Below are 17,711 nucleotides of genomic sequence, written 5' to 3'. Positions count from 1 at the left end.
TCAAAAAAGTAGGGGTCTCTCAGGTCCGCCAGCATAATAGTTGGAATGGGTCGATGTGCCCGGTGCTGGATTGACTGTGCGCTCAGCTATTTTTGTCGCGACGATAGAAAGCGAGCTTTTCCTCATCGATATGCAGGCCCAGGCCCGGCCCTTCCGGTAGATGAAGGTCGAAGTCCCGATACTGGGGGCGAGCAGTGACGATGTCGTCTTTCAACAGGAGTGGTCCGAACAACTCTGTACCCCAGGCAAGTTGCGGGAGAGCGGCGAATCCGTGTGCCGATGCAATCGACCCGATGCTGCCTTCAAGCATCGTGCCGCCATACAGGGACACTCCGGCTGCATCCGCAATGGCGGCTGTACGCATCATTCCGTAGATTCCGCCGGACTTCGCAATCTTCAGCGCAAAGACGTCCGCACATGCGCCGCGCACAAGTTCAAGGGCATCCTCCGGGCCTGTCACTGCTTCGTCGGCCATGATGGGTACGATGAAACGCGATGCAAGCCTGGCCAGTGCTCCGCGCTGCTCTCGCGGAGTGGGTTGCTCGATGAGGTCAATGCCAGCAGCTTCAAGCGCTTCGATTCCCAGCGCTGCGTCAGCCTCGTTCCAGGCCTGATTCACGTCTACGGTGACTTTGGCATGGTCGCCGAGCGCGGCTTTGATTTTTGATACGTGCGCTACGTCATCACGAACGCTACGCCGGCCAATCTTCAGCTTGAAAGTATTGTGGCGACGTTCGGCGAGCAGCGTTTCTGCTTCATCGATGTCGCGTTGGGTATCGCCACTTGCGAGCGTCCACAGGACCGGAAGCGTCTTGCGGACAGCGCCGCCAAGAAGCGTTGAAACCGGAACGCCCAGGCGCTTGCCCTGAGCGTCCAGCAAAGCCGTCTCAATTGCGCACTTGGCAAACCGGTTCCCCCGAGCAACCTTGTTCAGCTTGAGCATTGCGTCGTTGATGTTGGTCGCGTCTTGCCCAACAATTGCAGGTGCAAGATAAGTGTCGATGGTCAGCTTGATGCCTTCGGGGCTCTCGTCGCCGTACGACAAACCGCCAATCGTAGTCGCTTCGCCAAGACCCTCGATGCCATCGCTTGAGCGCAGACGGACGATGACTAAGGTTTGTTGCTGCATCGTTGCCATTGCTAGCTGATGCGCGCGAATGGTTGGGAGGTCAACCAGAATCGCTTCGACGGAGGTGATTTGGGCGTTCATACCTGGAATGTTGGAGTTGAGGGGTTGCTGAAGTATTGCGTGCCCAATAACCCCCTGTCCAACACCATCGACGTCTAGTGCCATACCTCCGAGGTATAGCGGGTATCACCGCCCAAAATCGTTACGAGGTGCATGGGGTATCCTTTCCTCCTCGTACAGCCGATAGATGAGTTCAAGCATTTCCCGAATGTCCCGCGACTCGTCGAGCGCACGCATGCTCATGATGATTGGGGAAACCAGAGTGGGGTCGTCCAGTTCCTTGTAACTCACATCGTCTCGCTTCAGGCCGTACACACTACTCGGAACGACAGAAACTCCTTCGCCCGCCGCTACGAGGCCTAGCGCAATCTGCAATTCTCGTACTTCGTATATCCGGCGAGGCTTGAGACCACGGTCTTTGAATGCCGACAGCACCTGGTCCGCATAACTGGGTCGCGGCGCTTTAGGGAAAATAATCAGGGTTTCGTTGATCAGGTCGCTGAGAGCGAGGACGGGCTTGACCAGTGAGAGTGGATGGCCCTCCGGGAATGCAACAATCATCTTCTCTTCGCGAAGAATCACCCGACGGATGTTTGCGTCCTCATGCCGAATGCGACCGAACCCGACATCAATCTGACCGTCCTTCAGCGCTCGAATCTGGTCCATCGTCGACATCTCATGGAGGCTGAGTTCGACTGTAGTGTTCTCATCGCGGAAGCGCCGGATGATTTTGGGCAGCATTCCGTACAACGTCGAGCCCACGAAACCGACAGAGAGGCTGCGCTCAATGTTGCCCACGCGCCGCGTCATTGATTCGAGTTCGGACGTTTGAGCCAGCAATTGGACGGCATGAGCATAGAAGAACTTACCCGTCTCGGTTAGCTTCAACGGGCGCGAGTCGCGCTGGAATAGCTGCACCTCAAGAATCTCTTCAAGCTGCTGTATCTGACGGCTCAAAGGCGGTTGGGCCATGTTCAGTCGCTGTGCCGCGCGCGTGAAATTGCGTTCCTCGGCTACGGCGACGAAATAGCGAAGATGCCGCAGTTCCATTTCAATACCTCGTAGATATAGACCGATACTAAATCAGTGTTGGACGCGGCCTTCCGGCGTCCATTATTCTGCATTTACACTCTGTTTCAGCACCCATTATACCTCTCAGGCATATTCAAGCGGGCGCTAAACCAAGGGTTTACCCCACCAGAAAATAGAGATTCAGGAGCAGACATGAGCGTCAAAGTGTTCGATACGACGGAAGTGCAGGACCTGCTGAAGGCTGCTGCTAACGTTGGTAGCCAGGACGGCAGTGCTCGCGCAAAGCTGATTGTCAATCGCCTTTTGGGCGACCTGTTCAAGGCCATCGACGACCTCGACATGACGCCCGACGAAATCTGGGCTGGCGTCCACTACTTCAACAAGCTCGGCCAGGACGGCGAAGCTGCGCTGCTTGCTGCCGGCCTCGGTCTGGAAAAATACCTCGACATCCGCATGGACGCGGAGGACAAGGCGGCTGAAATCACCGGCGGCACGCCGCGTACCATCGAAGGTCCGCTGTATGTCTCCGGTGCGCCGGTGCGCGATGGCGTATCGAAGATTGATATCAATCCGGACGAGGATGCCGGCCCATTGGTCATCCGCGGCACGGTAACCGGTCCAGATGGCAAGCCGGTTGCAGGGGCGGTGGTCGAATGTTGGCACGCCAACTCGAAAGGCTTCTATTCGCACTTCGACCCGACCGGCGCGCAGAGCGAGTTCAACCTGCGCGGAGCGGTCAGCGCCGGTCCCGACGGCAAGTACGAGTTCCGTACGCTCATGCCGGTAGGCTATGGCTGTCCGCCGCATGGCGCGACCCAACAACTGTTGAACTTGCTCGCCCGCCATGGCAACCGCCCAGCGCATGTGCACTTTTTCGTCACCACGGACAAGTACCGCAAGCTGACGACGCAAATCAACATTGAGGGCGACCCGTTGATTTGGGACGACTTTGCCTACGCCACCCGCGAGGATTTGATTCCCCATGTGGTCGAAAAGACCGGCGGCACCGCGCTGGGAATGAAGGCCGATACGTATAAGGAAATCGAGTTCAACATCGAGTTGACTCCGCTGATTCAGGGCAAGGATAACCAGGTCGTCCATCGCCTGCGTGCGTCTGCTACCGCCTAACCGCTAAACGCGGCCGCTACGTCGTACCACTGCTGCCGCTCAATCCTTCGCAAGAATCTTTCGACACCGATGCGCGTGCCCCATAACCTGGAGCACGCGTAGGGAGAGCACTCATGTCTGCAATTATCGACAAAGCCTCGCAACTTGATGAACTGCTGCACACCGCCGTTCAGGACGACAAGCAAAACGGTGTATTCCGTTGCCGCCGCGACATCTTCACGAACACTGATTTGTTCGAGCTCGAAATGAAGCACATTTTCGGGAGCAACTGGGTATACCTCGCGCATGAAAGCCAGATTCCCAACAACAACGACTACTACACCACCTGGATTGGCCGCCAGCCTGTAGTGGTAACTCGCGACAAAAGCGGCGAACTGCACGCGGTCATCAACGCCTGCGCGCACAAGGGCGCGATGCTGTGCCGTAAAAAGCACGGCAACAAAGGCACCTTCACCTGTCCTTTCCACGGCTGGAGCTTCGCCAACACCGGTAAGCTGCTGAAAGTGAAAGATGTGAAGACCACCGAATACCCGGTGCAATTCAATACCAACGGCTCGCATGACCTGAAAAAAGTCGCACGCTTCCAGAGCTATCGCGGCTTCCTGTTCGGCAGCCTCAACGCGAACGCGATTCCACTGGAGGACTACCTCGGCGAGACCAAGGTCATCATCGACCAAATCGTTGACCAGGCCCCGGACGGACTGGAAGTGTTGCGCGGCAATTCATCGTACATCTACGACGGTAACTGGAAGATGCAGATGGAGAACGGCTGCGACGGCTACCACGTCAGCACCGTGCACTGGAACTACGCTGCGACGATGGACCGGCGCAAGGTCGAAGGCACCAAGGCTGTGGATGCGAACAGCTGGAGCAAGTCGGTAGCCGGAGTGTACGGGTTCGACCACGGCCACATCCTGCTGTGGACCAAGACGATGAACCCGGAAGTGCGACCGGTCTATCAATACCGCGACGAAATCAAGGAACGTGTGGGCGAAGCGAAGGCGGATTTCATCGTCAACCTGACCCGGAACCTTTGCCTATATCCCAACGTGTTCCTGATGGACCAGTTCAGCACGCAGATTCGCGTCGTACGTCCAATCAGCGTGGACAAGACCGAAGTCAGCATCTTCTGTTTCGCTCCGAAGGGCGAGAGCGCAGCCGACCGAGCTACCCGCATCCGCCAGTACGAAGACTTCTTTAACGTCTCGGGTATGGGTACCGCAGATGACCTCGAAGAGTTTCGCGCCTGCCAGGCTGGCTATGCCGGTACCACTGCGTTGTGGAACGACCTTTCGCGCGGGGCGCCGTTGTGGGTCGAAGGTCCCGACGCAAACGCGAAAAGTATGGGCCTGAAGCCGCTCATCTCAGGCGAGCGAAGCGAAGACGAAGGCCTGTTTGTGTGTCAACACGAATACTGGGTGCACCTGATGCGCGACGCACTCAAAAAGGAACAAGGGGAGGCCCTGGCATGAGCTTCGATTACCAGAAAATTTGCGCCGTGCTGTTCCGCGAAGCGCGCCTGCTCGACGACCGGCAATGGGACGACTGGCTTGCTTGCTATACCGAGGACGTCACTTACTGGATGCCGGCGTGGGATGACGACGACCAGCTCACCGACGACCACGAGAGTCAAATTTCGCTGATGTATTACCCGGACCGTGGCGGCCTGGAAGACCGTGTGTTCCGCATCAAGACCGAACGCAGTGGTGCCTCGATGCCTGAACCGCGAACCAGTCACAACGTCACCAATGTGGAAGTGCTGGCCGAGCGCGAGAGCGAAGTGGACGTGCGCTACAACTTCAACACGCTCAGCCACCGATACAAAACCACCGACCAATTCTTCGGCACGATGTTCGTGACTCTGCGAAGGGTCAACGATGAACTGTTGATTTGCTACAAGCGCATCGTGTTGAAGGACGACTACATCCGCCAGGTGCTCGACGTTTACCACGTTTGAGCGCAAACATCTGCGGAAATGAGAAGTACAGGAGGCAAGATGTCCAGCTACAACATTGCACTGAATTTTGAAGACGGCGTGACCCGCTTCGTTACATGCAAGGCGGGCGAAAAGGTACTCGATGCCGCCTTTCGCGCAAAAATTAACCTGCCGATGGATTGCTCTGATGGCGTGTGCGGTACCTGCAAGTGCCGAGCCGAGAGCGGAAGCTACGACCTGGGCGACGATTACATCGAAGACGCGCTGACCGAGGATGAGAAGGAAGGCGGTCTTGTACTCACCTGCCAGATGGTGCCAGAAAGCGATTGTGTCATTGCGGTGCCGGCATCTTCCACTGCATGCAAGACTGAGGAAAGCAAGTTCGCCGCTACCGTATCAAACGTCGAAGCGCACAACGATGCGGCCATCGTGCTCGAACTGGATGTGGAGGCGACCGCGCCGGTATTCCTGCCGGGCCAGTATGTCAACATTGACGTTCCTGGCAGCGGTCAGCACCGTTCATATTCTTTTTCGTCAGCACCGGGCGAATCGAAAATCAGTTTTCTGATTAAGAAAATTCCTGGTGGCGTGATGAGCACCTGGCTCGAATCCGCGCAAGCAGGCAACAAGGTGGAGCTGACCGGACCGCTCGGCAGCTTCTATCTGCGCGCTGTTGAGCGGCCGTTGCTGTTCCTCGCTGGCGGCACAGGCCTGGCACCGTTCCTGTCGATGCTTGAAGTGCTGGCTCGTGCGAATTCGCAGCAAAAAGTTCATCTGATTTACGGCGTAACGCGAGACCTTGACCTCGTGCAGGTCGATGGAATCGAAGCCTACGTGGCGAAGTTGCCAAATTTCACTTACAGCACCGTCGTGGCCGACACGGATTCGACCCATCCTCGCAAGGGGTGGGTGACGCAGCACGTGCCGGCGGAGGCCGTCAATGATGGTGACGTGGACGTGTACCTGTGCGGGCCACCGCCGATGGTCGATGCAGTGCGTAAGCATTTCGACGACAACGGCGTGAAGCCGAACAGCTTCCACTACGAGAAATTCACTGCTAACGCAGCACCGAGGACCGCATGAGCACGCAACGATTCGCTGGCAAGGTCATGGTGGTCACCGGCGCCGCGCAGGGCATCGGTCGCGCGGTAGCGCTTCGCGCAGCCGCCGAAGGCGGCAAGGTGCTGTTCGTCGACCGCGCCGACTTCGTCTCAGAAGTCGCCGCCGAAGCGGACGGCGCGGACACAGCAGGGTTTGTCGCCGACCTTGAGGCGTACGAAGGCGCTGCGTCGGCGATGGCCTTTGCCTCGCGCAGGTTTGGCGGCATTGACATTCTGGTCAATGGCGTGGGTGGTGCGATTCGCATGCGTCCGTTCGCCGAGTTCGAGCCTGCACAGATTGATGCGGAAATTCGGCGCTCCCTGATGCCCACGCTGTACGCTTGCCATGCAGTTTTGCCGTACCTGCTCAAGCGCGGCGGTGGAACTATCGTCAACGTCTCCTCGAATGCCACGCGCGGTATCCGCCGTGTACCGTATTCTGCGGCCAAGGGCGGTGTCAACGCGATTACGCAGTCGCTGGCGATGGAATACGCAGACCACAACATCCGCGTGGTCGCCACCGCGCCGGGTGGAACCGATGCGCCTCCGCGACGTGTCCCGCGTAACTCTGCCGGCGATAGCGAGCAGGAAAAAGTCTGGATGGGCGAAGCGGTGAAGCAGGTCACTGAATCGACCTTCTTTAAACGCTATGGCAGCATCGACGAGCAGGCCGCGCCGATTCTGTTCCTCGCTTCGGACGAGGCAGGCTATATCACCGGCACCGTGTTGCCAGTAGCAGGCGGTGACACCGGCTGAACTACGAATTCTCGGCCCAACTGACTTAGGAACTAGCGAAGAGCGGTAGCATTCCACTACGGATTTCGGTCAGTGCGTAATCACGAGGCACGGTATTCGTTCAATGCAACCATGTTCGGCATTCGTCGCTTCTCAACACATCCGGTGCAGGAAGTAGAAATGCGAACCTAAGTTCGCATTTGTCGATGCAGAAGGTCTGTGGGAGACCAAGCAGTCTTATTGAACGGCGGATACGGTCGACACGAACTGCTTTGCCGCCTTGTTGGCCGATTCATAGGTGGCATTAGCTGCGGAGAAGGCCGAGTTCCATGCTGCAACGGCCGATTCACTTCCTGCCGGGGCATTCTTCGTGAGGTTTTCGACGAACCCTTGCGCATCTCGTTGGAATTGCTGGACCTGCGTTGTCGCGGCGGCCGAGAATCCGCTCTGAACTCCGGACGCGATTTCGTGAACTTGGCGGCCGTACGCTGCCACCTTTTCCGCAACAGGCCGAGACAGGCTTGCTGGCAGCGCGAACAGTTCACTCGGGTTGCTGACTGAAAGTGCCTTGGTCAGGATTTCCTGGTTTTCGGCGAGCGTCGCTTTGCCAACCTGCAAATTTAGCGCGACCAGCTTTTCGAAGCCCTCAAAAGCCTTGTTCGTCAGGCCGAAAAGCGTTTCGAGGCTGGCTTGCTGGGCGGCAACCAGTTGTTGGGGGGTAAGAGTGCTCATCACTGCTCCGAAGGGGTAAGGCGGCAAGTGCGAGGGGCACTGAGTGAAAACAGAATCCACGCGCCGCGAGGGCCGAAGGCCAATTGCTGCAATGCAGCAAAACTCATTGTACGGGGGAATACCCGGAAGTCAATCAGTTTCGCTACTACGTCGACGTGGAATGTTTGCGGTTGTGCGAAGAATTCCGGGGAGAGTTGTGTGGACCTCTGTTGGCGAGTGACCTTTGCCGCGGAGGACACGCACCCATGTATCGGGCGGCCAACTCACGGGGCGGACTCCATTCATGTATTTCGACGAGCTCGCCGGGATTGGTGCAGCCCGAACAGATTCTGTCGAACTCGACACAGCGGGCAACTAAAAATTACGTTACCTGCCGCGTCGGTTGAGGAGCAAATATGCCAGACAAACATCTCTCAAGTCAGTTCGACGCCGACCTCAATCTGCTTTCAACGAGGCTGTTCGAAATGGGCGGACTGGTCGAGTCACAGATTGTCCACACAATGGAAGTGCTGAACGCATTCGACCTGGACCTTGTCGAACTCGTTCTCGACGGTGAACGCCAGCTCAATGCGATGGAAATCGAAATCGACGAGGAAATTAGTAACGTCATCGCCCGGAGGCAACCGGCCGCTCGTGACCTTCGGCTCCTGATGGCGGCTTCAAATTCCGTCACAAACCTCGAGCGTGCGGGAGACGAGGCACACAAGATTGTGAAGCGAACCCGTCGAATCGCTAGGGAAGCAAACGCGCAGAACATCAACATCACTGAAATCAAGGTTTCGGGCGAAATGGCTTCAAGCGTTCTTCGCCGGGCTTTGGACGCGTTTGCGCGGATGGATACGACTGCCGCAGAACAGATTATCCGGGATGACGAAGCCATCGATAACCAGTTCCGGGCGTTCGTGCGAAAACTCGTGACATACATGATGGAAGACCCTCGAACAATTTCCACGGGGCTGGACTATCTGTTCATCGCGAAGGCTATCGAACGTATCGGCGACCATGCGACAAATATCGCCGAGTCCGTCGTCTATGTTGCTCGCGGTACCGATATTCGCCACGAACATAGAAAGCAGCATGAGCGCGAGGGTTCGCGCAGTTGAAGGCGACGCGAGCGGGCAGTTCTCAGAACGCAGGTACTGTTGCGCCGCGGTCATCTGCCCAACGCTAGCAGTTGCGTTCGAAGAAGCGTCCCTGGCAATGAAAATTGAGCCTCCGGGTCGAGGAGGAGGCATCGTTCAAAGTTGGCACGCCAGACTTATGCACAGTGGGAATGCAATGCGGCAAACCGTTAGTCCCTACAACGTCGGTAATCGCTCAAAGTGTTCGAAGCGGGCGAACGGTGGCAGGACCTCGGTTACCTCAAGCCTGTCGGCAAGCGCGGCGGACATGCCCTCACTTAACCAGGCACACATTTCTGCAAGCTGCTCCGGCGAACCCTGAATCATCGCTTCAACCGAGCCGTCCATGCGGTTGCGGACCCAGCCAATGACGCCCAGTGCATGGGCGCGGCTCCCGATAGCCAATACCCGGCACGAGGCCGTGCACCCTCACCAGCCGCGTCTCAAGTATTCCATTTTTCTGGTCGTCTTCCATCCGTGTGTTTCGAGCGTTGGCTGACACGATGTCCTGCGCGCCGAACGGCTCCGCATGGACGCGCCTATTGCGAAGTTGGGAAGCTATCGAGTCGGCGCTACTCACCGGTTAACGGCGCCCCATCCGGCCATGCATCTGCCAAAGCTCTCTTCACGACAACTGGTTGTTTTTGTCTGCGCGAAACGGAGTAACGCGACGCTCAGTGAGAAAAATCTGCGGCGTTCAGCTTTATTGGCTCGTCCGAGCCTTTCAGCACCTTTCGTTCAACAGCTGCCACAATCCGCTTGTGTCCGTCCATATAAGCTTTTAGAAGACGCGCATTGTTTGCACCGATGGGCGCCCAGAAATACTGTTCGAGTACGTCTCGGGTAATCGAACATTGCACCGCACGTCCGCGGGCAATGACGATGAAAACTACCAGTTTTCCGTCTGGCGAAACGCTGGCTTCTGCGGCGAGAGTGCTGTCCATGGTTCATTGGTTCTTTGTTGACCCAGCCACCGGGCTGCCCCCGCAGGGACTGGCGTCGGTACTCGTCTCATCATAAATCATAGAGCCCTACGCTTAGAGAGTTCTCGCTTACGTCAGTGGGGCAGCCGAATCGTGACCGGCACCAGACGTGCGCCATATTGTCAAGGAAATGCGGGATGGCCACAGAGTCGGCCGCCGACGGCGACCGCAGCTGTCGAAATTTACCGGGTCGCGCTTACAGCCTCACCTGCCTGTGACGGACCGGAGCACGGTGAGTAACTGAACCGGCGTGAGCGGTTTCGCGCAATGCCCATCAAAACCTGCCTTGAACGCGCGGACTATGTCCTCGGGGGAGGCACGCGCGGTGAAAGCAACGAGCAACATATCGCGCGTGAGTGCGCCAAGCCGGAGTTGGCGTGCGAGTTCGAAGCCAGTCATGCCGGGCATGGCAAGGTCGACAACAACGGCGAAAGGCAGCCATTGTTCGGCGACCGCAAGTGCCGTACGAGCATCGCCCACGCTCCGAGCTTCGAACCCGTCCTGCTCCAGTAACAGCTGCAGCGCATCTGCGCCGGCGGGGTAGTCATCGACCACCAGGACGCGCGGACGCGCAATCGGGCCCAGTGCATCGACAGCGCGCCACATCACGAAGTCATCGGTGCTGTCGACATAGACGCGGTGGACCATGATGCTGCCTCCTGGTCGAACGTATCCTGGCCCGTGTAGAACTGGCTTGCCGCGAGACCTGGCTATTTGCGTCACCGCGGCCGCTCCGTGCCACGAGTTTCACGCTAACACTTGAAAAAACGTGGGGCAACTCGGCGAAACCACCGATTCGTCGGACCTTGGAGGTGACAACAGCACCATCGGCGGCGATAACGGTGATACTTCATGCAGCAGCAGGCCGGCGTTGAGCATCCAGCTCGGGCGGGTGATTGCGACAGGTGCAGTCGAAACCGTCAGCATGCATTTCATTATCGTTCTAATGCCTAGCCGAAGTCCTTCGGGCGTGGGCCGAACTTTTCGCCAAGCTTGGCTATGCCGCTGCCTGCAGCAGGACGTCGCAAACAGCAGATGAACTCGTGACGGACTGGCTGCTACAGATGGGCCGCTCCCGGATTTTCGCCTGACGTGCCCGGTGCTGCTACTTTCGGGTAACCACATCACGCCGCACTTGCGTAAGCATGTATTGTTAGCTCCTGCTCTCAGGCGGGAACACGCGCCAGGTACCGTCATCGTGCCGGAAGAAAAAAAGCGCAACCGGGCCTTCGGGTCGCAGTGCCTCAACGCATACATAACGTCTCCCGTTAGAGGCTGTGCGACCGAATTGGGTTACCCGAACTGGTGTCGCGGAAGTTGGCGTCAGCCATCTTTCAACCAGTGAACGCAAGGACTTTTCTGCGGTGGTCATCCGCTTCTCCTTCAACCTCGCTCCCGTTGGTTCGGTCGTGCCCCATTGGACTTGGCGCGACGAAGTTTCGGCCACAAGGAGTCTGGTCAAATCGCATGATTGACAGTGAACGCAACCCAACGAAGCAACGGCGGCTACCCGCGCAACCATGCCTGCGAATTTCTAGCTCAGGCCACTGCTTCATGACGGCATCCGAGGCGCGCCGGACGCCGCCGTGCTCCAAAAGGCCACGCGCAAAAAAAAGCGAGCAGAGGCTCGCTTGAAGAATTAGACGCCGGTGGCCGACGTCAAAAACGTTGTTACTTCTCAGCGGCGGCGACTGGTACGACGGCCTGTCGAGTCCGCTTAGCCGAGGCCGACGACGCAGCGCTAACATTGCTTTCGGCAATCTCAACGGCTTGCTTCGTAGCATTTTTGGCAGCTTCATACGTCGTGCTGGCCGTTTCGCTGGCCGTCGTGATGAATGTCTTCCATGCTGCCACGGCGGTTTCGCTTCCGGCCGGTGCGTACTTCGCGAGCTTGTCGACGAACTCTTGCGTCTCGCGATAGTACTGCTGGAACTGCGCTTCAGCCGCCGCCGCGAATTCACCTTGCGTGCTGGAGATGATTTCGTACACTTTACGGCCGTACGACTGCGCTTTGTCTGTCACCGACTGCGTATAGCTGGCCTGCAGAGCGAACAAGTCCTGTGGGTCTTTGGACGAAAGCGCCTTGGCCGTGATTTCCTGATTTTCGGTGAGCGTCGATTTGACCACTTGTAGGTTCAGTTCAACCAGCTTTTCAACGCCGCCGAAAGCTTTGGTCAGGAGTCCAGATATCGTTTCGAAACCGACCTTCTGCGCTGCGAAAAGTTGTTCAGGGGCGAGACTGCTCATCACTAACTCCATAAGGGTGGACGTGGCGAGTCTCCGGAACACCGCCGAACGGCATCACAAACGACGAGCCACAAAATAGGAACATTGGTGCGGTGCAGCGGAGTTCATTCTAGGACTGAGTGTGCGAATGTCAATCGTTTGCTGCGTTGCGACGATACGCGGCGTGTGCCGGAGACGCTTAATGCCCCGTTGCTGTTGACGTATAGCGGTGCTCCAGGGAAAACCCGGCCAACGCTTAGGGGCCTTGCCTGGAGGTCATATATGAACGTTTATCTGGGTGTGTGCAACGCCGCAAAAAAGGGTTGCAGTCAGCCGGCCGAAGCCGTTGTGGAGCGCTGTCGAACTCGATGCGCAAAGTCGTTGCTTCGGTGCGCGTAGGCGTGTCTGCCCAGTGGGACGCCATCGTCAACGGTTCAGTCGAACGCTGGCGCACGCGTTGAAAAATGTTCGCACTTTGCTGATGAGGCAACGGCGAATCTTCCAGTACCCCCGCCCCAGCTTAAACAAGAGGCTGGCCCGTGCGAGAAACGCTATAGACCGCACCCTTTATTGGGGCGGTTCATTTGGAGAAGTCCGGGCAGGCTCTGGCTTTCACCATATCGAGTCATGATGGCTTTACATCGTCTGTGCGATGGGACACAGTTGCCGACCGAGAGAAGCGGAGCACGCTGAATACGCCGCAACGACTTGTGCGCATTGTTTTTTTGTTTGACACCAATGCGCACGCGGAGGAATAGTTGTGCAAACAACCAACACACAACTTCGGCGCCTTGCAGGTTGACGCGTACTTAACATTGCGTCACGAGGCTGTCATGGCGGACGTGTATCGTCGCTCGACGCTGTCGATGAGTGGCGCTGAATTGCACAAAAATATAAGCTGAGAGACACAAGATGAATCGACAGGCCCAAAATATCAGTCACCTTGAGCGTAGCGCACAGGACAACCGCCTCAGGCGCGCCTTGGCTGCACGCGTTGACAGGGCATGCAAACGCGCCAATATCAAGTCAGCCCACGCAGCGAAGTGGTTAGGCGTGAGTGAAGACGACGTGGAGTATTGGCGACGCGGAATCACGGTCCCTCCGCTGAACGCTTGCGCGTGTCTCGCCGCCGTCCTCAATCTCGACGTTCACTGCCTCTGCACGGGGCATACCCAAGTCGCCTAGTCCGTTTTCCGTGAGAATCGCGGGGTAAGGAGTTACCGCTGGTAAGCGATGTGTGCGGTGTGCTGTCGACAAGCTCGTACGACTTTGCAGGTCGCTGGAGAATGTCGATTTGGTCGCAACTTTCATTGCATGGGCCTTGCGCCCTGGTGCTCTGGCGCTTTCTGTTACTTGGCTCGCCACATTGGCAACGCCGTCCGGTTCGCCATCTCGACGCCCGAAGAAAGCGTCGCCTACATGGAAGTACTAGGATGGCGGTGGAGAGGCGCGGCTCGGTGCGGCGTACTGTCCCGCAAATTCAGCTAAACGCGGCCATCGGTTCTTCGATGCGCGCGGAGCCGCGGTGCTGATAACGGAAGAGGGCCTCAGGGTCCTCTACTGGTGTTTCGCTGAGTTCGCGGAATGTCGTGACAAGGCTATGCCAGGAAGCGGACCACCTCGTCTCCCTTAATCGGGCACCAGTGGCGTCGGTAATTCGCAGGACGCCGGTGTCAGGGAAGAATGTGAGCGTGACGGCGATGCCGTCAATGACGCAGGTTGCGGTACACGATTTCGTTGCCAGCACGTTAGTCTCCAGTGGGGTACGCGGTGTGGGCGCCGCTCGAGTGACGGGCTGGCACAACTACGCAATGAGTATGCCCGTGCAATCACCGCTCGCTCGTCTCGCTTGTGACACAAGGGCTTCATTGCGTTGCACCGGCGGGACCCGGTAAGCGGAGGGTGGAAAGGATGCCGCAGTGTTGGGTCCCGGCTAACACCATGAATCATGGTTGCCGACGCGAAGCCAACACTTGCAATTCGCCTGTGTTGCCAGGCGTGCAAAACATCGATATCCGTTCGCCGCAGCGCAAATGTGGCAGAACTGGTCATCGCTGCACAGCGTCCAGACGCTGCATTGAATGTTCGTTGAACTCCAACGCTGGGGACCTATAACAGAGTGTGATGTGCGGACCCGTCGCGGCCCCTCGACGCGAGGTCTGACTTTCACCCTGAGGATGAGCGAGCACAACATGCCGGTCCGGCATCGCTTTGTGCGAGCACGACGAAGCGTGGAGAAGCTGAAATGGAACAAGACAATTTCAGTGCTTTCGAGCACCAAGGTTGGGAGAAGGTCGCGCAGCCCTACCATACGTATTTCGCCAACTTGACCACACAATCCAATAGCGCCCTGCTCGATGCGTTGGAAGTCCGGCCCGGGGTCAGTTTCCTGGACGTCGCGTCGGGTCCTGGCTATCTCGCTGCCGCAGCGGCGCAGCGCGGCGCCAATGCTGTTGGTGTCGATTTCGCCGAGTCGATGGTCGAACAGGCAAGGCGCATGTATCCCGAGCTCACGTTCCGTATTGGCAGCGCGGAAGACCTGCCCTTTCCCGACGAGAGTTTCGACGCCGTTGGTATTAGCTTCGGGATGTTGCACTTCGCCCATCCGGAGCATGCACTCGCCGAGACGTTTCGGGTGCTCCGTCCCGGCGGCAGGATTGGCTTCACTGTGTGGGCGACACCGGACAAAGCCGTCGGATTCGCGATGGTGCTCAAGGCAATCGAGGCGCACGGTCGACTGGATGTTCCACTGCCCCCTGGGCCGCCGTTCTTCCGGTTCAGCGACTTGCACGAATGTGAACGCGTATTGGTCGCAGCGGGATTCGACGAGCCCCACGTCCAGGAAATCAGCCAGACGTTGCGCATTCGCATTCCGGAAACGCCTTTCGACATGCTGATGCGCGGCGGCGTGCGCATCGCCGCAATTTTGAAGGCTCAGTCGCCGGAGGCCTTGGCTTTGATTCAAAAATCGGTGTCCGAAGATGCCGCCGCGTATCAAAGCGACGGAGAGGTTCGGGTGCCGATGCCGTGCGTGCTTGCCTCAGCGAGGAAGCCTTGAACGGTCGTCGTGTTGTTTCTGTCCGCAATCAGCGTCATCCTGCCTGAACACCTTGGATTTGCATAATGCCTTTGTTGCTCCCAGTTTGCAGCCGCGGGCGTCGAACTGCTTACGCACGATGAGGCTTCGTCACGTTGCGCCGCCATACCACCCAGGACGTCACGTACTGCACTTTGATAGCATTTCCGCCGCCCGGCGAAACTCCACAGGAGAAAGGCGTGAGACATTTCCAGAAATTTGCGGTAGTCCTCGGGACGGCGGCAGCGTGCTGGTTATCGACGAGCCTGCCGGCCTCTGCGGAACCTTTTACAGTCGAATTCAGGTTTGACGTGAAGAAGGGCGAACCGGGCCAACCGAACGAGTACACAAAACTGGAGTTTGCGGATGGCAGCAATCGATATGTCGCGCTCGTGCGGCGTTCGGGCAAGGTCGTGGGCGAGGGAATGCTGCGCGGCGCGAAGGTCCAGGAGTGGGGATTTCATGAAGTTACGTTGGGACCGGAAGCCAACGGTCGAGGGACCGGCTATCTCGTCATCTCTCGTAGCCCCGGCGATATCCTCTACCTCAAGACACAGTTGCGTCAGCTGTCCCTATCAGGAAAAGGTGACGAACAACGCTCCGTTTTCACTGGCCTTTGGGAAGTCAGTGGCGCTGCTGGAAAATTCAAAGGACTAAAGGGCGCTGGCACGCTCAGAATTAACCGGCTATCCGAAAGTGAGCGCCAATGGATTTTAGATGGGGAGATGAGCCAGCCCTAGCTTATCAAGGGAGTGAAGTGGTTATGTGCACGCCAGACAGCTCTGTATTTGCGTCCAGCAGCCGGCGGGCTCCAATACGCGCCAACATCTGAGGCGTTGGGCGCAGGGAGCGACGGTCCAGAGCCGGAAATCGAATACCAGGCGCGTGACATAAGTGTGATTCGCTACTCGCGCTTCATCAGGTTGAGTAACCCCTGACGCGAAGCGCGGGCGCTCCTTACTGCCCGGTTTTCGCCGGACTCATGGCGTCATCGGGTGACATCGGGTGCATATCGCTTTCGTGCGCGTCCATTTTTTTCATTGCGTGTCCCGGCATCGTATCCTGTAGTGGTCTTCGAACCGCTGCGGCCTGGGCTACGAGAAAGCCACCGACGGCGGTCACTTTAAACGCATCCTCACGTTTCTCTGCGTCGATGTCTTCGACTGCCGCGCGGTAGCGGGCACTTGCGTTGTAGACAACGAGGTCGCGAGCGCCCAGTGCATCATCTATGCGGTCAAAAAGTGCCTTGACATCGTCCGGCCGACTTGCGCCGCAATGCAAGGCGAGAACGCCTGTCTCGTCGACGAGGTCCGCCAGCTTGCTGGCGTCGCGTGCAGCAAGGGCAACCCGCATACCCTCTGCCGCAACAAGCCGCGCGAGCGAGACATTCAGTCTCTTTCCCGCACCCACAATCTCGATGACATCCGCATCCTACAGCGTTACTCAGGAAGCGGCCCGGCGTAGAATCTCCCGGTCTCGCAGGCGCTACGGCTTGTCACAGGACCAGACATGGAAATCAAGTGGATTGAAGACTTCATCGCGCTTGCCCGATATCAAAGCTTTTCACGGGCAGCGGAATTTCGGAATGTGACGCAGTCAGGGTTTAGTCGGCGAATACAGTCGCTTGAGCAATGGGTGGGCGCCGACCTCATCGACCGGAGCAGCTTTCCTCCGACGCTAACGCCGGCGGGGCGATTGTTTCAGGAAGCAGCCGAAGACATACTCGAAAAGCTTTTCGATACGCGCGCCATCATTCGCACCGAGCAGCGAATGGCCGGCAAAGGCCTGCAGATTGCGGCCGGCCACACAATCGCGCTGAGCTTTCTGCCTGCATGGCTGAAGACGCTCACCGCGCACTTTGGCGAGGTACGCGCTCGGGTTATTCCGACCAACGTGCACGATTCGATTCTGATGCTCGTCAACGGTAACTGCGAACTGATGTTTGCGTATCACCATCCAGAGTTGCCGCTGCATCTGGACCCGGCGCGATACCAGCATCTCACCGTAGGCGTCGACACGTTCATGCCGGTCTGCAGACCCAATGAACGCTCAGCCCCTGCGTTCCGGTTGCCGGGAACGGCGAACCGTCCACTCCCGCTGATCTCCTATACGGAAACCAGCTATTTTGGCCGGTGCCTTGCGTTACTGCTTGAGCAAGCAACTGCTGCCCCGGCGCTGCAGCTTCATTACGAATCGGACATGGCGGAAGTGCTGAAGAAACTCGTGATGGAAGGTGAAGGGGTCGCATGGCTGCCCAAAAGTTCCATCAGTAGCGAACTCGAATCAGGCGAACTGGTGCCTGCCGGGCGCACCGAATGGCATCTCGAGGTCGAGCTGCGCGTATACCGCGATGCCTCAAATCGCAGCGAGTTTCTGGAGAAGCTTTGGGGACACATTCGTGCTGCTTCGCAGCCCTCCTGATGGGGTTTTCACGGGTTATGCGAAACTCGCAT

Annotated in this window: 16 protein-coding genes and 2 pseudogenes; 9 read left to right on the top strand and 9 right to left on the bottom strand. The window is 57.8% G+C overall.

The window, feature by feature from the left end:
- Positions 1-82 precede the first annotated feature (82 nt).
- Together AC07WT_RS32310 and AC07WT_RS32305 are read right to left on the bottom strand one after the other, a co-directional pair.
- Positions 83-1,210: a muconate/chloromuconate family cycloisomerase gene (locus AC07WT_RS32310; RefSeq protein WP_494950109.1), complete on the bottom strand. Its 1,128-nt coding sequence runs from the start codon at positions 1,208-1,210 to the stop codon at positions 83-85.
- A 105-nt stretch (positions 1,211-1,315) separates the two neighbouring features.
- Positions 1,316-2,239, bottom strand: coding sequence for a LysR family transcriptional regulator (locus tag AC07WT_RS32305; RefSeq protein WP_494950108.1), 924 nt, complete (start codon positions 2,237-2,239; stop codon positions 1,316-1,318).
- 174 nt (positions 2,240-2,413) lie between these two features.
- Here AC07WT_RS32305 and catA point away from each other — a divergent pair, with 174 nt between their 5' ends.
- The 5 genes from catA to benD all read left to right on the top strand — a co-directional run bounded on the left by catA (position 2,414) and on the right by benD (position 7,141).
- Positions 2,414-3,349, top strand: a complete 936-nt coding sequence (gene catA, locus AC07WT_RS32300) for a catechol 1,2-dioxygenase (RefSeq protein WP_494950107.1) — start codon at positions 2,414-2,416, stop codon at positions 3,347-3,349.
- A 113-nt stretch (positions 3,350-3,462) separates the two neighbouring features.
- A complete protein-coding gene (locus tag AC07WT_RS32295) occupies positions 3,463-4,821 on the top strand; it encodes a Rieske 2Fe-2S domain-containing protein (protein WP_494950106.1) in 1,359 nt (452 codons plus the stop codon).
- On the top strand, positions 4,818-5,306 hold the full coding sequence (gene benB, locus AC07WT_RS32290) for a benzoate 1,2-dioxygenase small subunit (RefSeq protein ID WP_494950105.1): 489 nt from the start codon (positions 4,818-4,820) through the stop codon (positions 5,304-5,306). The genes AC07WT_RS32295 and benB overlap by 4 nt, the downstream gene beginning before the upstream one ends.
- Positions 5,307-5,345: 39 nt before the next feature.
- Positions 5,346-6,368, top strand: a complete 1,023-nt coding sequence (gene benC / locus AC07WT_RS32285) for a benzoate 1,2-dioxygenase electron transfer component BenC (protein ID WP_494950104.1) — start codon at positions 5,346-5,348, stop codon at positions 6,366-6,368.
- Complete coding sequence (gene benD, locus AC07WT_RS32280; protein ID WP_494950103.1) at positions 6,365-7,141, top strand: benzoate diol dehydrogenase BenD; 777 nt, start codon at positions 6,365-6,367, stop codon at positions 7,139-7,141. Before benC ends, benD begins: the two co-directional genes overlap by 4 nt.
- Before the next feature lie 240 nt (positions 7,142-7,381).
- Here the strand turns inward: benD and phaP are convergent.
- Positions 7,382-7,852, bottom strand: a pseudogene (phaP, locus tag AC07WT_RS32275) (TIGR01841 family phasin); the annotation flags it as partial.
- A gap of 395 nt (positions 7,853-8,247) precedes the next feature.
- Between phaP and phoU the strand changes: the two are divergent.
- The gene (gene phoU, locus AC07WT_RS32270) at positions 8,248-8,955 is read left to right on the top strand and encodes a phosphate signaling complex protein PhoU (protein ID WP_494950102.1); all 708 of its coding nucleotides are present in this window, start codon (positions 8,248-8,250) and stop codon (positions 8,953-8,955) included.
- 195 nt (positions 8,956-9,150) lie between these two features.
- Here phoU and AC07WT_RS32265 read toward each other — a convergent pair.
- The 5 genes and pseudogenes from AC07WT_RS32265 to AC07WT_RS32245 form a co-directional block, all read right to left on the bottom strand.
- Positions 9,151-9,448, bottom strand: a pseudogene (locus tag AC07WT_RS32265) (acylphosphatase).
- Between the two features lie 199 nt (positions 9,449-9,647).
- Positions 9,648-9,917 carry a DUF1488 family protein gene (locus AC07WT_RS32260; protein ID WP_494950101.1) on the bottom strand — a complete coding sequence of 90 codons (270 nt, stop codon included), beginning with the start codon at positions 9,915-9,917 and terminating at the stop codon, positions 9,648-9,650.
- Positions 9,918-10,160: 243 nt separating this feature from the next.
- Positions 10,161-10,604: a response regulator gene (locus AC07WT_RS32255; protein WP_494950100.1), complete on the bottom strand. Its 444-nt coding sequence runs from the start codon at positions 10,602-10,604 to the stop codon at positions 10,161-10,163.
- A 1,023-nt stretch (positions 10,605-11,627) separates the two neighbouring features.
- Positions 11,628-12,203: a phasin family protein gene (locus tag AC07WT_RS32250; protein ID WP_492579792.1), complete on the bottom strand. Its 576-nt coding sequence runs from the start codon at positions 12,201-12,203 to the stop codon at positions 11,628-11,630.
- 1,459 nt (positions 12,204-13,662) lie between these two features.
- Positions 13,663-13,929: a hypothetical protein gene (locus AC07WT_RS32245; protein ID WP_494950099.1), complete on the bottom strand. Its 267-nt coding sequence runs from the start codon at positions 13,927-13,929 to the stop codon at positions 13,663-13,665.
- A 498-nt stretch (positions 13,930-14,427) separates the two neighbouring features.
- Here AC07WT_RS32245 and AC07WT_RS32240 point away from each other — a divergent pair, with 498 nt between their 5' ends.
- Positions 14,428-15,240, top strand: a complete 813-nt coding sequence (locus AC07WT_RS32240) for a class I SAM-dependent methyltransferase (protein ID WP_494950098.1) — start codon at positions 14,428-14,430, stop codon at positions 15,238-15,240.
- A 218-nt stretch (positions 15,241-15,458) separates the two neighbouring features.
- Positions 15,459-15,998, top strand: a complete 540-nt coding sequence (locus AC07WT_RS32235) for a hypothetical protein (protein ID WP_492590005.1) — start codon at positions 15,459-15,461, stop codon at positions 15,996-15,998.
- Between the two features lie 217 nt (positions 15,999-16,215).
- On the opposite strand, the gene AC07WT_RS32230 is transcribed toward AC07WT_RS32235, so the two are convergent.
- On the bottom strand, positions 16,216-16,668 hold the full coding sequence (locus AC07WT_RS32230) for an SDR family oxidoreductase (protein WP_494950097.1): 453 nt from the start codon (positions 16,666-16,668) through the stop codon (positions 16,216-16,218).
- A gap of 99 nt (positions 16,669-16,767) precedes the next feature.
- Here AC07WT_RS32230 and AC07WT_RS32225 point away from each other — a divergent pair, with 99 nt between their 5' ends.
- The gene (locus AC07WT_RS32225) at positions 16,768-17,679 is read left to right on the top strand and encodes a LysR substrate-binding domain-containing protein (protein ID WP_492590009.1); all 912 of its coding nucleotides are present in this window, start codon (positions 16,768-16,770) and stop codon (positions 17,677-17,679) included.
- Positions 17,680-17,711: the final 32 nt, after the last annotated feature.

The sequence above is a fragment of the Paraburkholderia sp. GW821-FHT02A12 genome (assembly GCF_059422005.1).
The sequence above is the reverse complement of the archived record's forward strand: the minus strand, read 5'-3'. Positions and strand labels throughout refer to the sequence as shown.

Bases quoted from the DNA above. Each gene is read 5' to 3' on its own strand.
- benC (WP_494950104.1), top strand. From the start codon at position 5,346: ATGTCCAGCTACAACATTGCACTGAATTTTGAAGACGGCGTGACCCGC.
- catA (WP_494950107.1), top strand. From the start codon at position 2,414: ATGAGCGTCAAAGTGTTCGATACGACGGAAGTGCAGGACCTGCTGAAG.
- benB (WP_494950105.1), top strand. From the start codon at position 4,818: ATGAGCTTCGATTACCAGAAAATTTGCGCCGTGCTGTTCCGCGAAGCG.
- AC07WT_RS32295 (WP_494950106.1), top strand. From the start codon at position 3,463: ATGTCTGCAATTATCGACAAAGCCTCGCAACTTGATGAACTGCTGCAC.
- AC07WT_RS32310 (WP_494950109.1), bottom strand. From the start codon at position 1,210: ATGAACGCCCAAATCACCTCCGTCGAAGCGATTCTGGTTGACCTCCCA.
- benD (WP_494950103.1), top strand. From the start codon at position 6,365: ATGAGCACGCAACGATTCGCTGGCAAGGTCATGGTGGTCACCGGCGCC.
- AC07WT_RS32250 (WP_492579792.1), bottom strand. From the start codon at position 12,203: ATGAGCAGTCTCGCCCCTGAACAACTTTTCGCAGCGCAGAAGGTCGGT.
- AC07WT_RS32260 (WP_494950101.1), bottom strand. From the start codon at position 9,917: ATGGACAGCACTCTCGCCGCAGAAGCCAGCGTTTCGCCAGACGGAAAA.
- phoU (WP_494950102.1), top strand. From the start codon at position 8,248: ATGCCAGACAAACATCTCTCAAGTCAGTTCGACGCCGACCTCAATCTG.
- AC07WT_RS32240 (WP_494950098.1), top strand. From the start codon at position 14,428: ATGGAACAAGACAATTTCAGTGCTTTCGAGCACCAAGGTTGGGAGAAG.
- AC07WT_RS32305 (WP_494950108.1), bottom strand. From the start codon at position 2,239: ATGGAACTGCGGCATCTTCGCTATTTCGTCGCCGTAGCCGAGGAACGC.
- AC07WT_RS32255 (WP_494950100.1), bottom strand. From the start codon at position 10,604: ATGGTCCACCGCGTCTATGTCGACAGCACCGATGACTTCGTGATGTGG.
- AC07WT_RS32225 (WP_492590009.1), top strand. From the start codon at position 16,768: ATGGAAATCAAGTGGATTGAAGACTTCATCGCGCTTGCCCGATATCAA.